Annotated in this window: 15 protein-coding genes; 5 read left to right on the forward strand and 10 right to left on the reverse strand. The window is 71.2% G+C overall.

Translation table 11 applies throughout. The features are described from left to right. Positions 1-58: 58 nt before the first annotated feature. The 3 genes from ACZ7FF_RS38285 to ACZ7FF_RS38295 all read right to left on the reverse strand — a co-directional run bounded on the left by ACZ7FF_RS38285 (position 59) and on the right by ACZ7FF_RS38295 (position 2,447). Positions 59-544 carry a DUF2690 domain-containing protein gene (locus tag ACZ7FF_RS38285; protein WP_470818486.1) on the reverse strand — a complete coding sequence of 162 codons (486 nt, stop codon included), beginning with the start codon at positions 542-544 and terminating at the stop codon, positions 59-61. 223 nt (positions 545-767) lie between these two features. After that, positions 768-1,130 carry a four-helix bundle copper-binding protein gene (locus tag ACZ7FF_RS38290; RefSeq protein ID WP_470818488.1) on the reverse strand — a complete coding sequence of 121 codons (363 nt, stop codon included), beginning with the start codon at positions 1,128-1,130 and terminating at the stop codon, positions 768-770. A 159-nt stretch (positions 1,131-1,289) separates the two neighbouring features. Continuing rightward, positions 1,290-2,447, reverse strand: a complete 1,158-nt coding sequence (locus ACZ7FF_RS38295) for an acyl-CoA dehydrogenase family protein (protein ID WP_470818489.1) — start codon at positions 2,445-2,447, stop codon at positions 1,290-1,292. A gap of 180 nt (positions 2,448-2,627) precedes the next feature. Between ACZ7FF_RS38295 and ACZ7FF_RS38300 the strand changes: the two genes are divergently transcribed. After that, entirely contained in the window at positions 2,628-3,971 is a 1,344-nt protein-coding gene (locus ACZ7FF_RS38300; protein ID WP_470818490.1) for a UDP-glucose dehydrogenase family protein, read from the forward strand. 115 nt (positions 3,972-4,086) lie between these two features. On the opposite strand, the gene ACZ7FF_RS38305 is transcribed toward ACZ7FF_RS38300, so the two are convergent. Further along, positions 4,087-4,593 (reverse strand): CGNR zinc finger domain-containing protein, encoded by a 507-nt coding sequence (locus ACZ7FF_RS38305; RefSeq protein ID WP_470818492.1) that lies wholly within the window; start codon positions 4,591-4,593, stop codon positions 4,087-4,089. A gap of 107 nt (positions 4,594-4,700) precedes the next feature. On the opposite strand from ACZ7FF_RS38305, the gene ACZ7FF_RS38310 reads away from it, so the two are divergent. Continuing rightward, a complete protein-coding gene (locus ACZ7FF_RS38310; protein WP_470818494.1) occupies positions 4,701-5,060 on the forward strand; it encodes a VOC family protein in 360 nt (119 codons plus the stop codon). A 20-nt stretch (positions 5,061-5,080) separates the two neighbouring features. After that, a complete protein-coding gene (locus tag ACZ7FF_RS38315; RefSeq protein ID WP_470818496.1) occupies positions 5,081-5,473 on the forward strand; it encodes a VOC family protein in 393 nt (130 codons plus the stop codon). Between the two features lie 58 nt (positions 5,474-5,531). On the opposite strand, the gene ACZ7FF_RS38320 is transcribed toward ACZ7FF_RS38315, so the two are convergent. From ACZ7FF_RS38320 to ACZ7FF_RS38335, 4 genes are all read right to left on the reverse strand, one after another. Beyond that, entirely contained in the window at positions 5,532-6,644 is a 1,113-nt protein-coding gene (locus ACZ7FF_RS38320) for a dipeptidase (RefSeq protein WP_470818498.1), read from the reverse strand. 194 nt (positions 6,645-6,838) lie between these two features. Continuing rightward, complete coding sequence (locus ACZ7FF_RS38325; RefSeq protein ID WP_470818567.1) at positions 6,839-8,017, reverse strand: dipeptidase; 1,179 nt, start codon at positions 8,015-8,017, stop codon at positions 6,839-6,841. 5 nt (positions 8,018-8,022) lie between these two features. Then, complete coding sequence (gene purE, locus ACZ7FF_RS38330; RefSeq protein WP_470818500.1) at positions 8,023-8,547, reverse strand: 5-(carboxyamino)imidazole ribonucleotide mutase; 525 nt, start codon at positions 8,545-8,547, stop codon at positions 8,023-8,025. Next, a complete protein-coding gene (locus ACZ7FF_RS38335) occupies positions 8,544-9,683 on the reverse strand; it encodes a 5-(carboxyamino)imidazole ribonucleotide synthase (RefSeq protein ID WP_470818502.1) in 1,140 nt (379 codons plus the stop codon). The genes purE and ACZ7FF_RS38335 overlap by 4 nt, the downstream gene beginning before the upstream one ends. 182 nt (positions 9,684-9,865) lie before the next feature. On the opposite strand from ACZ7FF_RS38335, the gene ACZ7FF_RS38340 reads away from it, so the two are divergent. Beyond that, a complete protein-coding gene (locus ACZ7FF_RS38340) occupies positions 9,866-10,372 on the forward strand; it encodes a GtrA family protein (protein WP_470818504.1) in 507 nt (168 codons plus the stop codon). Between the two features lie 6 nt (positions 10,373-10,378). On the opposite strand, the gene ACZ7FF_RS38345 is transcribed toward ACZ7FF_RS38340, so the two are convergent. Both ACZ7FF_RS38345 and ACZ7FF_RS38350 read right to left on the reverse strand, forming a co-directional pair. Continuing rightward, on the reverse strand, positions 10,379-11,650 hold the full coding sequence (locus ACZ7FF_RS38345; RefSeq protein ID WP_470818506.1) for an ATP-binding protein: 1,272 nt from the start codon (positions 11,648-11,650) through the stop codon (positions 10,379-10,381). Between the two features lie 40 nt (positions 11,651-11,690). Continuing rightward, on the reverse strand, positions 11,691-12,368 hold the full coding sequence (locus tag ACZ7FF_RS38350) for a response regulator transcription factor (RefSeq protein ID WP_020940464.1): 678 nt from the start codon (positions 12,366-12,368) through the stop codon (positions 11,691-11,693). A gap of 491 nt (positions 12,369-12,859) precedes the next feature. On the opposite strand from ACZ7FF_RS38350, the gene ACZ7FF_RS38355 reads away from it, so the two are divergent. After that, entirely contained in the window at positions 12,860-14,365 is a 1,506-nt protein-coding gene (locus ACZ7FF_RS38355; RefSeq protein ID WP_470818508.1) for a peptide MFS transporter, read from the forward strand. Positions 14,366-14,410 lie beyond the last annotated feature (45 nt).

Here is a 14,410-nt window from a genome sequence, read left to right on the forward strand (position 1 = left end):
AAGCCGCGGCCCCGATGCGTCACGGACGCCGAGCGGTACGACGCCGGCGGACGGGTGGTCAGTACGACGACGTCCGGGTGTGTGCCTGGCCGCTCGCCGCGTCGACGAACCCCTGCGCGAACGAGGTCATGCCCGCGTCGTCGACCTGGGGGGTGTAGCAGCTGCTCTGGCCCTGGTGGATGGTGCAGCCGTAGTCGCGGCCGTCGTTGTTGCGGATCACGTCGGCGGTGGGGCAGGCGGTGCCGGCGGCCGCGTTGCCGCACGCGTCCTGCGTGAAGTTCATGGTGAACCGGGCCCAGGCGGTACGGCACGTGGAGCTGTAGCGCAGCTCGATCGTGCCGAAGGCGGCACCGGCGCCGTTGCGGACGGTCGCGGACTCGACGGTGCTCGCGCTGCTGGAGCAGCCGGTCGACGACGGGGCGCTGCCGTCGTACGCGTAGGCCTGCGCGCCACCGGTGGCGGCCACCACCGACAGCACCACGCCACCGGTCACCACGCCGGCCCGCGCGAAAAGTCGCTCGGCCAGGTTCATTTCGTCCCCCACTGGGTCGCCTCCGGAAGCCGACGGCCGGTCACCACCCCCGCGGCCACCCGGAGTTCTCGATCACTGGAGGAGATCATGGCCTGAACACGATGGTCACGGCAAGGTCACGGAACGCACATACCCTCCACACCCGTCCGTCATGACGTCCGGCCCGCGGCGGCGGGACGCGCACGGTCAAGGGCACCCGCGAGGGGTGCCCTTGGGCGGTACCGGGAAGCCTGGGTCACATGCCGGCGCCCGCCATGGCGCGACAGGTCTCCGCGCAGCGGCGACACGCCTCGGCGCAGCGCATCATCTGCTGGTCGTCGGGCATGGACATACACGCCTCGGCGCACATGTCGCAGATCTTGGCGCAGAGCATGCACATCTCGGCGGACATGGGCGAGCGCCGCATCATCATGTCGGAGCACATGCGCGTCGCCTCGGAGCAGTCCATGAGCGCGCGCATGACCTGCATCTGCTGCTGCCCGCCCTTCTGCATGCAGGAGCTCATGGTCTCCTCGCACATGCTGTGGCAGTTCATGCAGGCCTCGATGCAGTCCTGCATCTGCTGGGTGAGAGCAGGCATCATCTGGGACTGGGTCATGGCTCCTCCTGGGAGGCGGGGGCCCGGCCGGGCCCCGTGTGGTTCCGTCCTACGTCCCCCCGGCCCCGCCCGCATGTGACCGACCGGTCGTAAGGCGCGCCCGAACACACGGAAGGCGCCCCGCGGGGCGCCTTCCCGAAGATCCCGGAACGTGACCGGTTACGGCAGGTTGCGGGCCATGACGATCCGCTGGACCTGGTTCGTGCCCTCGTAGATCTGGGTGATCTTCGCGTCGCGCATCATGCGCTCGACCGGGTAGTCGCGGGTGTAGCCGTAGCCGCCGAGGAGCTGGACGGCGTCGGTGGTGACCTCCATCGCCACGTCCGAGGCGAAGCACTTGGCGGCGGCACCCAGGTAGGTGAGGTCGGCGTCGCCGCGCTCCGAGGCGGCCGCGGCCTGGTAGGTGAGCGCACGCGCCGCCGAGATCTTCATCGACATGTCCGCGAGCATGAACTGGATGCCCTGGAAGTCGGCGATCGCCTTGCCGAACTGCTTGCGCTCCTGGACGTAGCCCTTGGCGTAGTCGAGGGCGCCCTGCGCGACACCGAGGGCCTGGGCGGCGATGGTGATGCGGGTGTGGTCCAGGGTCTTCATCGCCGTGGCGAAGCCGGTGCCCTCCTCGCCGATCATGCGGTCGGCGGGGATGCGGACGTTGTCGAAGTAGACCTCGCGGGTCGGGGAGCCCTTGATGCCGAGCTTCTTCTCCGGGGCGCCGAAGGAGACACCCGGGTCGGACTTCTCGACGACGAAGGCGGAGATGCCCTTGGAGCGCTTCTCCGGGTCGGTCACGGCCATCACCGTGTAGTACTCGGACACACCCGCGTTGGTGATCCAGCGCTTCACGCCGTTGAGTATCCAGTGGTCGCCGTCGCGGACCGCCTTGGTCTTCATGCCGGCCGCGTCCGAGCCCGCCTCCGGCTCGGAGAGGCAGTACGAGAACATCGCCTCGCCCCTGGCGAGCGGGGTCAGGTACTTCTTCTTCAGCTCCTCGCCGCCCGAGATGATCACCGGCAGCGAACCCAGCTTGTTCACGGCCGGGATGAGGGAGGAGGACACACAGGCGCGCGCCACCTCCTCGATCACGATGACCGTGGCGAGCGCGTCGGCGCCGGCGCCGCCGTACTCCTCGGGTACGTGCACGGCGGCGAGGTCGTTGGCGACGAGGGCGTCGAGGGCCTCCTGCGGGAAGCGGGCCTCCTCGTCCACCGCCGCGGCATAGGGCGCGATCTTCGCCTCGACCAGCGAACGGACGGCGTCGCGGAGCATGTCGTGCTCCTCGGACGGGCGGTACAGGTCGAAGTCAGCCGATCCGGCCACGGTCTCTCACGCTCCAAAGACGCAGTGATACTGACGCTAATTACCGTTAAGTAACTCAAATTTTAGAGGCCCGCCCCTGAGCCGCCTACGTGAGCTTGGCGACAGCGGGAAAGTTGCCCGGTGAGCGGCCCGACTATGCTCAGGCACCGCACGAGACAGTCCCCTATCTGGAGCGCATCCATGAGCCTGAAGATCACCGTGATCGGCACCGGTTATCTCGGCGCCACGCACGCCGCGGCCATGGCCGAGCTGGGGTTCGAGGTGCTGGGCCTGGATGTGGTGCCCGAGAAGATCGCGATGCTGGAGCGCGGCGAGACCCCGATGTACGAGCCGGGGCTCGAGGAACTGCTGCGCCGGCACGTGCCGGGCTTCGAGGGGTCCTCCGGCCGGCTGCGCTTCACCACGGACTGGGCCGAGGTCGGGGCCTTCGGCGATGTGCACTTCGTGTGCGTGAACACCCCGCAGAAGCACGGCGAGTACGCGTGCGACATGTCGTACGTCGACTCCGCGATCGCCTCCCTCGCCCCGCACCTGCACGGCCCGGCCCTGGTCGTCGGCAAGTCGACGGTCCCGGTGGGCTCCGCCGACCGGCTGGCCGCCTACCTCGCCGAGCACGCCCCGGCCGGCGCGGACGCGGAGCTGGCCTGGAACCCCGAGTTCCTGCGCGAGGGCTTCGCCGTCGACGACACGCTGCACCCGGACCGGATCGTGGCGGGCGTGCGCAGCGAGCGGGCCGAGAAGCTGCTGCGCGAGGTGTACGCGACGCCGGTCGGCGAGGGCACCCCGTTCGTCGTCACCGACTTTCCGACCGCCGAGCTGGTGAAGACCGCCGCGAACTCCTTCCTGGCGACCAAGATCTCCTTCATCAACGCGATGGCGGAGGTGTGCGAGGCCGGGGGCGGTGACGTGGCCAGGCTGGCGGAGGCCATCGGGTACGACGACCGGATCGGGCGGAAGTTCCTGCGCGCCGGCATCGGCTTCGGCGGCGGCTGCCTGCCCAAGGACATCCGGGCGTTCATGGCCCGGGCCGGCGAGCTGGGCGCGGACCAGGCGCTGACGTTCCTCCGGGAGATCGACTCCATCAACATGCGCCGGCGCGGCCAGATGGTGGAGATGACCCGGGAGGCGCTCGGCGGCGGCTCGTTCCTCGGCAAGCGGGTCGCGGTGCTCGGTGCCACCTTCAAGCCCGACTCGGACGACGTCCGCGACTCGCCCGCGCTGAACGTGGCCGGCCAGATCCACCTCCAGGGCGGCCAGGTGACCGTGTACGACCCGAAGGGCATGGACAACGCCCGCAGGGTCTTCCCGACGCTGGGCTACGCCGACTCGGCGCTGGAGGCGGTCCGGGGCGCGGACGTCGTGCTGCACCTCACCGAGTGGCGGGAGTTCCGCGAGCTGGACCCCGCGGCGCTCGGCGAGGTCACGGCGGCCCGGCTGATGCTGGACGGGCGCAACGCCCTCGACCCGGAGCTGTGGCGGCGGGCCGGCTGGACGTACCGGGCGATGGGCCGCCCGACCGCCTAAGGCCCGCGGTGGCGACGCCGGTTCGGCCGAGGCTCAGTCGGCCGAACCGGCGTCTTCCCGCATTCTGCACCATCGGACACATACGTGGCCGGTGAACTCCCCGTGTCCGCGCCCGCTAGCGCTCCCTGGCGCGGTAGCGGCGCATCTTGGCGCGGGCCCCGCACACCTGCATCGAGCACCAGCGGCCGCGGCCGGCGGGGCTGCGGTCGTAGTAGGCCCAGTGGCAGGTGTCGGCCGCGCAGGCCTTCAGCCGGGGCCAGGTGCCCGCGATCAGCGCCTCGGCGACGGCGGCGGCGACCCGGGAGGGCAGCGGCTCCCCGTCGGCCGGGGTGAGGGCCGCTGCGCCGTCGTGCTCGGCGAAGGTCACGTACAGGGGGGCGCGGGACAGCAGGGCGCCGAGCGGGGCGACCGCGCGGTGCGGCGGGTGGCCGGCGTGGGCGAGCAGCACGGCCCGCAGGGACTCGCGCAGGACGCGTGCGTCCGCCACCTCGTCCTCGGTGACGCCGAGGCGTGCCCGGGTGTCCGCCGTGTCGAGCGAGTCGTGTCCCGTCTCCAGGTCCAGGGTGTTCACCAGGGACTCGATCAGGGCCAGGCCGCCGGGGGCGGCCGATCTCTCGCTCATGTCCGCAAGGTACCTCCGCAATTCGATTGCGAGGTTACCCCCCATGGGGGAGCATGCGGTAACCGTTACTGGTTACCCGGCTTCAGGGGTAACACGAGGAGGTAGTCATGGCTCTCGCCAAGCTAGGTGCCGTGGTCCTGGACTGTCCCGATCCCCGTGCGCTGGCCGGCTTCTACGCCGGTGTGCTGGGCGGCACGGTGGAGGGCGACCAGGAGTGGGTGGAGCTCGCGGTCCCCGGCGGGCAGGGGCTCGCCTTCCAGCGGGCGCCCGGGTTCGTGCCCCCGAAGTGGCCCGCTCCCGACGCCTCGCAGCAGTTCCATCTGGACCTGGCGGTGGAGGACCTGGACTCGGCCGAGCGGGGCGTGCTGGAGCTGGGGGCCCGGCCGCTGGACGCCGAGGACCGCGACCGCACCTTCCGTGTCTACGCCGACCCGGCGGGGCACCCGTTCTGTCTCTGCGCCTGCTGAAGCCACCGAAGGAGGACTCCATGGCGTCCGTCGCCCGTTTCCGCAACGTCGTGCTCGACTGTCCCGACCCGGAGGCGCTGGCCGCCTTCTACGCGGCGGTGGGCGGGGGCACCCCGCAGGCCGAGGACGACGACTGGGTGGTGCTGCAGATCCCGGACGGCCCGCGGCTGGGCTTCCAGCGCGCCGAGGGGTACGTGCCGCCGGAGTGGCCGCGCGCGGACCGCAACGGCCAGCAGTTCCACCTGGACTTCGACGCGGGTTCGAGCTGGGCCGAGATCGACGCGGCGCACGAGCGGGTGCTCGCGCTGGGCGCCCGGCCGCTGGACCTGGAGGACCGGGAGAAGAAGGACTTCCAGGTGTACGCCGACCCCGCCGGACACCCGTTCTGCCTGTGCCGGATCGAACACCCGTGAGGAAACCCGGCCCGGGGCACCGGGGGGCTAGGGCCTGTCTGACGGCAGACGGGCATTGTCAGACAGGCCCCAGGGGGGCGTCCAGGTCCGCGATCCGCGCGGTGGACGCCTCCCGGCGATGCTGGGCGGCCCGGGCGGTGAATTCCGCGCTGCGCAGCACCCGTTGCACGTTTCCCCAGGTCAGCTGGGTCAGTTCGGTCCGGGACCAGCCGCGGCGGAGCAGTTCTGCGATCAGGTGGGGGTAGCGGGAGGCGTCGGCCAGGTCCTGGGGGTGGGCGGCGCCGGAGTCGTAGGTGCCGGACAGGCCCACGCAGTCGGGGCCGGCCACGTCGCGTACGTGGTCGAGGTGGTCGGCGACGTCCCGGACGGTGGGACCCGCCTGCTCGGCGGTCAGCGGCACCATGCACAGGCCCCTGGCCTCGCCGAGCGCGGTGAGCAGGTCGTCGGGCAGATTGGCGGGGTGCGGGCGCAGGGCGCGGGCGGCGGAGCGGGTGCAGAGCACGGGGGCCCTGGACAGGGCCACGGTCCGCGCCACGGTGGCCTCGGACGCGCCCGACACGTCCGCGAGGACGCCCAGCCGGTTCATCTCCCGGACGACCTCCTCGCCGAACCGGGTCAGCCCCGCCTCGCCGGCCCAGGCCGTGCCCGCGAGGGTGAGCACGCGCAGGCCGAGGGAGTGCAGGACGCGCAGCAGGGCGAGGGAGTCGTCGAGCGCGGCGCCGGGCGCCGGGCCGAGCAGCACCGCGACCCGGCCGCAGTTGCGGGCGTCGATGAGCTGGCCCGCGGTGCGCACCAGACGCAGCCCCTCCGGGTGCGCCTCGACCGCCGAGCGCACCAGGTCCAGCTGTTCCAGGGTGGCCGTCGCCACGCGGCCGGCGCCGGGCCCCTCGGGCTGGTGCAGCGACCCGAACAGCGCGCCGACGTGGCCCTCGCGCAGCCGGGGCAGATCCGTGTCGAGGGCCGCCTCCCCCAGCTCCAGGTCGTAGCAGGGGAGCCGGCGCAGGGCCCAGGGCAGGCCGCTGTGGCCGTCGGCGACGGGGTGGGCGGCCAGCAGGGCGTGCGCCCGCCGCAGGTCGTCGCCGGAGGGCTCCCCGACGAAGGGGTCGTCCGGCAGGTCCTCGTCCGCGCCGACCTCGGTCGTGATGGGGAGGTCGTCCTGCAGGTCGGCCATGGCGTGCTCCGTACGTCGTCGTGAGCTGCGTCGTGGTGGGGCGTAGGCCCACCGTCGCACGGAGGTGAGGACGGCTTCCTGGTGAGTGCGGCGTTCGGGGGTACGGCGGCCGGGAGTTCGCGGCCGGGTCCCCGGCGCCCGGGACCGGTGCCCGGGAGTGCGGGGCGGTGCGGCCGGCCGCACCGCCCCGGGCGTCAGCCGTCGAGGGACTCGATGGTGGCGTTGGAGGGGGTGCGGCCGGTCTGGAGGCCGCGGGCCACGTCCTCCGCCGCGCCCAGCACCCGTACCGAGTTCTGCCAGGTGAGCTTGGCCAGGTCGGCCCTGGACCAGCCGCGGTCCAGCAGCTCGGCGAGCAGGTTCGGGTAGCCGGAGACGTCGTCCAGGCCGTCCGGGGTGAACGCGGTGCCGTCGTAGTCGCCGCCGATGCCGAGGTGGTCGATGCCCGCGGCCTCGCGCATGTGGTCCAGGTGGTCCGCCACCGTCGACACCGTGGCGACCGGGCGCGGGTTGCGCTCCTCGAAGGCGCGGTGGAGCTTCATCGCCTCGGGACCGGTGTCCAGGTGGTGCAGGCCGTGGGCGCGCAGGTTCTCGTCGGCCGCGGCCGTCCAGTCCACGGCCGCCTGGAGCACGAACTTCGGCACGAACGTCACCATGGCCACGCCGCCGTTGGCGGGCAGCCGCTCCAGGACGTCGTCGGGGATGTTGCGCGGGTGGTCGCACACCGCCCGGGCGGAGGAGTGCGAGAAGACCACCGGCGCGGAGGTGGCGTCCAGCGCGTCGCGCATGGTGGTGGCGGCGACGTGGGAGAGGTCGACCAGCATGCCGAGCCGGTTCATCTCGCGGACCACCTCGCGGCCGAAGGCGGTGAGGCCGCCGGCCCTCGGCTCGTCGGTCGCGGAGTCCGCCCAGTCCACGTTGGAGTTGTGGGTCAGCGTCATGTAGCGCACGCCGAGCCGGTACAGGCCGCGCAGGGTGCCGAGCGAGTTGGCGATGGAGTGGCCGCCCTCGGCGCCCATCAGCGAGGCGATGCGGCCGTCCGCGCGCGCCGCCTCCATGTCCGCGGCCGTCAGCGCGGGCGCCAGGTCCGCGGGATAGCGGGCGAGCATCTGCCGGACGCAGTCGATCTGCTCCAGGGTCGCGGCGACCGGCTCGGGCTGCTCCGCGGGCACGTACACCGACCAGTACTGCGCGCCGACCCCGCCCTCGCGCAGCCGGGGCAGGTCGGTGTGCAGGCTCGCGTGCTGGTCGTCGGCGATGTCGAGGGCGCCGAGGTCGTAGCCGGCCTTCTTGCGCAGCGCCCAGGGCAGGTCGTTGTGGCCGTCGACGACCGGGAACTCGCGCAGCAGCTCGCGGGCCTCGTCCAGGGGGGCCACGGCGGTCACTTCCCGAAGCCGAAGCCGCTGCCCGCGCCCTCGACCTTGGTGCGCAGCCGCTTGCCCTTCTCGGTGGCCTGGTCGTTGAGCTCCTGCTGGAACTCGCGCATCCGGTGCAGCAGGTCCTCGTCGTGCGCGGCGAGCATGCGGGCCGCGAGGAGGCCGGCGTTGCGGGCACCGGCGACGGAGACGGTGGCCACCGGGACGCCGGCCGGCATCTGCACGATCGACAGCAGGGAGTCCATGCCGTCGAGGTACTTCAGCGGCACGGGCACGCCGATGACCGGCAGCGGGGTGACGGAGGCGAGCATGCCCGGCAGATGGGCCGCGCCGCCGGCGCCGGCGATGATCACCTTCAGGCCACGGTCGGCGGCCTGCTCGCCGTACGTGATCATCTCGCGGGGCATGCGGTGTGCGGAGACGACGTCGACCTCGTACGCGATCTCGAACTCGTCCAGGGCCTTGGCGGCGGCTTCCATGACGGGCCAGTCGGAGTCCGACCCCATGACGATGCCTACAACAGGGCTCATTCGGTGATCGTGCCTCTCAGGTAGCCGGCTGCGTGACGGGCGCGCTCCAGCACGTCGTCCAGGTCGTCGCCGTAGGTGTTGACGTGTCCGACCTTACGGCCGGGCTTCACGTCCTTGCCGTACATGTGGATCTTGAGTTTGGGGTCGCGGGCCATGCAGTGCAGGTACGCGGAGTACATGTCCGGGTAGTCGCCGCCGAGGACGTTGACCATCACGGTCCACCTGGCACGCGGGCGCGGGTCGCCGAGCGGGAGGTCGAGGACCGCGCGGACGTGGTTGGCGAACTGGGAGGTGATCGCGCCGTCCTGGCTCCAGTGGCCGGAGTTGTGCGGGCGCATCGCCAGCTCGTTGACCAGGATGCGGCCGTCGCGGGTCTGGAACAGCTCCACGGCCAGGTGGCCGACGACGCCCAGCTCCTTGGCGATGGTCAGGGCCATCTCCTCGGCCCTCAGCGCGAGGTCCTCGTCCAGCTCGGGGGCGGGCGCGATCACCGTGTCGCAGACGCCGTTCACCTGGCGGGACTCCACCACCGGGTAGGCGACGGCCTGGCCGTGCGGGGAGCGCACGACGTTGGCGGCCAGCTCGCGGACGTAGTCGACCTTCTCCTCGGCGAGGACCGGCACGCCCGCCCTGAACGGGTCGGCGGCCTCCTCGGCCGACTCCACGACCCACACGCCCTTGCCGTCGTAGCCGCCGCGCACGGTCTTCAGGACGACCGGGAAGCCGTCCCCTTCCGCCGCGAACCGGACCACGTCCTCCGGATCGGCGACGATCCGGTGCCGTGGGCACGGGACGCCGATCGCGTCGAGCCTCGCGCGCATCACACCCTTGTCCTGGGCGTGCACCAGCGCGTCCGGCCCCGGGCGCACGGGGATGCCGTCCGCCTCCAGGGCCCTGAGGTGCTCTGTGGGTACATGTTCGTGATCGAAGGTGATCACATCGCAACCGCGCGCGAACTCACGCAGCGTGTCCAGATCGCGATAGTCGCCGATGACGACTTCGTTCACGACCTGCGCCGCGGAATCCTGAGGGGTGTCACTGAGAAGCTTGAACCTGATGCCCAACGGGATGCCCGCTTCGTGCGTCATACGCGCGAGCTGCCCCCCGCCGACCATGCCGACTACCGGGAACGTCACACCTATAGCGTATCGGCCACGGCGGGGCCGCCGGATCGCGTCCCTCTTCCGGACTCTTACCCGGCACTTTCCGGTCTCTTTCCGACCTGTTTCCCAGTCCTGGCATGGTCCACAGGCGGCGGCCGATTCGCCTGGATAGCATGGCGTGGTTGACGAAACCTACCGACGGGAGCTGCAACACCATGGAACGACGTTCCTCGGGGCTGCAACGGCTCGTGGGCGAGTTGGCCAAGTTCGGCGCCGTCGGCGGCGCCGGCGTTCTTGTCAATCTCGGTGTGTTCAACCTGGTCCGGCACGTCTCCGACCTGCCGGTGGTCCGCGCCAGCATCATCGCGACCGTGGTCGCGATCGCGTTCAACTACGTCGGATTCCGTTACTGGACGTACCGGGACCGCGACCGGAGCGGCCGCACCAAGGAACTCACCCTGTTCCTGTTCTTCAGCGCGATCGGTCTGGTGATCGAGAACGGCGTGCTGTACCTGGCCACCTACGGTCTCGGCTGGGACAGCCCACTGCAGAGCAATGTCTTCAAGTTCCTCGGCATCGGCATCGCCACCCTGTTCCGGTTCTGGTCGTACCGCACCTGGGTGTTCCGCGCGCTGCCGGCGCAGGAGGCCGAGTCGATCCTGGTGGCCGAGTCGGGCAGGCCCGGCTCCCCCAAGGACCGGCCCACCCAGCGCGTGCCGTAACCCGTCTCAGCGCACCATCGGGTGGTCCTCGTCCGGCTTGCGGGCCGGGGGTGTGCGCGAGAGGAACAGTCCGAAGACCGGCGGCTGGGCCTGGAGCAGCTCCAGGCGGCCGCCGTCGGCCTCGGCGAGGTCCCGCGCCACGGCCAGGCCGATCCCCGTGGAGTTCCGTCCGCTGATCGTGCGCTCGAAGATCCGCGCGCCGAGGTCGGCCGGGACGCCGGGGCCCTCGTCGGTGACCTCGACCACGGCCTGGTTGCCGGTGACCCGGGTGCGCAGGGCGACGGTCCCGCCGCCGTGCATCAGCGAGTTCTCGATCAGCGCGGCCAGCACCTGGGCGACCGCGCCCGGGGTGCCGACGGCCTGCAGATGCCGCTTGCCGGAGCTGACGATGGCCCGGCCGGCGCTCCGGTAGGCGGGTCGCCACTCGGCGAGCTGCTGCTGGATGACCTCGTCCAGGTCGAAGGTGACGGCGGAGCCCGTGCGCGGGTCGCGCGAGTTCGTCAGCAGTCGCTCCACCACGTCGGTGAGCCGCTCGACCTGGGTGAGCGCGACGTTCGCCTCCTCCTTCACGATGTCCGGGTCATCGGTCAGGGTGATCTCCTCCAGCCGCATGGACAGCGCGGTCAGCGGGGTGCGCAGCTGGTGGGAGGCGTCGGCGGCGAGGCGCCGCTCGGCGGTCAGCATGCGCCCGATCCGCTCGGCGGAGGAGTCCAGCACGTCGGCGACCCGGTCCAGCTCGGGGACGCCGTAGCGCTTGTGCCGGGGGCGCGGGTCGCCGGAGCCGAGCCGCTCGGCGGTCTCGGCGAGGTCGGTCAGCGGGGACGCGAGCCGGTTGGCCTGCCGCACCGCGAGGAGCACGGCCGCGACCACCGCGAGCAGCGCCACCAGACCGATGATCAGCAGGGTCCGGCCGACCTCGCGGGTCACCGCGGAGCGCGGCTCCTGCACGGTGACGGTCTCGCCCTCCTCGCCCTGCTGGGTGGCGTGGATGACGTCGCCCTGCGGCCTGGTGCCGATCTCTATCGGCGCCTGGCCGGGCATGCGGATGACCGCGTACTGCTCCTTGCTGACCGGATTGCGCAGCACGTCGGCGTTGACGTTCTCCGCGGCCAGGACCCGGCTGTCCACGATGCTGGCCAGCCGCACCGCCTCGGACTCGACCCGCTCCTGGGCGCTGTTGCTGATCGTCCGTGTCTCGACGATCACCAGCGAGATGCCGAAGACGGCGATCACCACGAGGACGACGGCGAGGGTGGACTGGATGAGACGTCGGCGCATGTTCCGTTACCTGGCGTGACCGCTGGCCCCGGGAGGGGGCTCAGCTCTTCTCGAAGCGGAAGCCCACGCCTCGTACGGTGGCGATGTAGCGCGGGTTCGCCGCGTCGTCGCCCAGCTTCTTGCGCAGCCAGGAGATGTGCATGTCGAGGGTCTTGGTGGACGACCACCACGTGGTGTCCCAGACCTCGCGCATCAGCTGGTCCCGGGTGACGACCCGGCCGGCGTCCCGCACGAGCACCCGCAGCAGGTCGAACTCCTTGGCGGTGAGCTGGAGTTCCTCGTCGCCCATCCAGGCCCGGTGCGACTCGACGTCGATCCGCACCCCGTGCGTGGCAGGCGGCTGCTGCGGCTCGGCGGCTCCGCGCCGGAGCAGGGCCCGCACCCGGGCGAGCAGTTCGGCGAGCCGGAAGGGCTTGGTGACGTAGTCGTCGGCGCCCGCGTCCAGGCCGACGACGGTGTCCACCTCGTCGGCCCGCGCGGTCAGGATGAGGATCGGCACGGTGTGGCCGTCGGCGCGGAGCCGGCGGGCGACCTCCAGGCCGTCCATGCCGGGCAGGCCGAGGTCGAGCACGACCAGATCGACGCCGCCCTGCATTCCGGCGTCGAGCGCGGTGGGGCCGTCCTCGCGCACCTCGACCTCGTACCCTTCCCGGCGCAGGGCGCGGGCCAGCGGCTCCGAGATGGAAGCGTCGTCCTCGGCGAGCAGTACACGGGTCATGAGGTGATGGTAGACCGCCCACGTGCGGTGCTGGGGTGTGATCGGTTCCAGGGTTTCTTACCTACCCCGGCCGCTGGTACGAACCATCGCTCCGGGGATGCGATCGTAGAAGGGCCTTCGAATTCCGTTGCGCGGTTCCTTCGACACCTGTGATCCGTGTCTCAAGTCCTTCCATATCCGGCAGTGTGCTGACGTACAGTGACGTGAACGCCTGTAGTACACCTGGGGACCTTTGGCGGGCAGTTGTCGCTGAGGGTCCTTCTTGTGTGCGGGCTGATCAAGATCAGCCTTGAAAGGAATGACCTCTGGCCGGGCTCCGGACGCACCGACGCGTCACCGAGCGTGGATCCCGGTGGTCGCCGTCCACCGCTCCGTGACCCGGGGCGGACTCCCCCGGGCGTTGGGGGCGGACGACCGACCCCGCCGGTGCCGGCCGACACCCCCACCGGGCGCAACGCTCCACCGCGCGTCCCGACCAGCAAGGAACGACCATGGCGTCCAGCCTGACGAAGGACTCGGTCCGCCCGGGCACCCCCGGCTCCGAGAAGACCTTCTTCGGCCACCCCCGCGGCCTGGCCACTCTCTTCATGACCGAGATGTGGGAGAGGTTCTCCTACTACGGCATGAGGGCCCTGCTCCCGCTGTACCTGGTGGCCCCGGGCGGCCTGCACCTGAGCGCGGGCACGGCGACCGCCATCTACTCGGTGTACGTGTCCCTCGTGTACCTGCTCGCCCTGCCCGGCGGCTGGGTCGCGGACCGCTTCCTCGGCCCCCGCAAGACGGTCGCGGTCGCGGGTCTGATCATCATGCTGGGCCACCTGTGCCTGGCGCTGCCGGCCGCCGCGAGCTTCTTCGTCGGTCTGGGCCTCGTCGCCATCGGTTCCGGTCTGCTCAAGGCCAACATCTCCACGATGGTCGGCCACCTCTACAAGGGTCCGGACGACCCGCGCCGTGACGGTGGCTTCACCCTCTTCTACGTCGGCATCAACCTGGGTGCCTTCGCCGCGCCGCTCGTCATCGGCACCGTCGGTGAGAACGTCAACTGGCACTTCGGCTTCGCGCTCGCCGCGCTCGGCATGGCGCTGGGTCTGGCCCAGTACCTGCTCGGCAGCCGTCACCTGAGCGAGCAGAGCGACGTCGTCCCCACGCCGCTGTCGGCCCAGGAGAAGTCCGCCACCCTGCGCAAGGGCCTGATCTGGCTCGTCATCGCCGCGGTCTTCTACGGCGTCGTCGGCTTCTCCGGCCACTTCACCCTGAACTGGGCGCTGATCCCGCTGACCCTCATCGGCCTGATCGTGCCGATCCTGGTCATCGCGCGCATCCGCCGGGACAAGGACCTGGACGACGCCGAGCGTTCGAAGGTGTCCGCGTACGTCTGGTTCTTCGTCGCCGCCGCCGTCTTCTGGATGATCTACGACCAGGGCGGTTCGACCATGTCCCTGTTCGCGGACAGCAGCGCCAAGAACTCGGTCCTCGGCTGGGGCTTCCCGGTCTCCTGGTACCAGTCGGTCAACCCGGTCATGATCATGGCCCTGGCGCCGGTGTTCGCCTGGCTGTGGCTGTGGCTGAACCGGCGCGGCAAGGAGCCGAGCACGATCGTGAAGTTCTCCGCCGGTCTGGTGCTGATCGGTGCGTCCTTCTTCCTCTTCCTCGCCCCGCTGTCGATCGCCGAGGGCGGTCACAAGGCCGCGGCCATGTGGCTGGTCGCGATCTACTTCGTGCAGACCGTCGGTGAGCTGACGCTGTCCCCGGTGGGTCTGTCCGTGACCACGAAGATGGCGCCGAAGAAGTACGCCTCGCAGATGATGGGCGTCTGGTTCCTCGCGGTCACCGCGGGCGACTCGATCACCGCTCTGCTGTCGAACCCGGCCGTCGGCGGGATCAACCTCGACAAGATGGGCTTCGTCGCCCTGGAGGCCGCGCTCGCCGTGGTCGCCGGTGTCGCGGTGTGGATGTACCGCAACAAGGTCAACAAGCTGATGGGCGACGTCCACTAGTCGCTCGGACCCGGCCGACGGAGGGCCGTCGCATCCCGCGGGATG

The sequence above is a fragment of the Streptomyces sp. NPDC037126 genome (assembly GCF_055605965.1).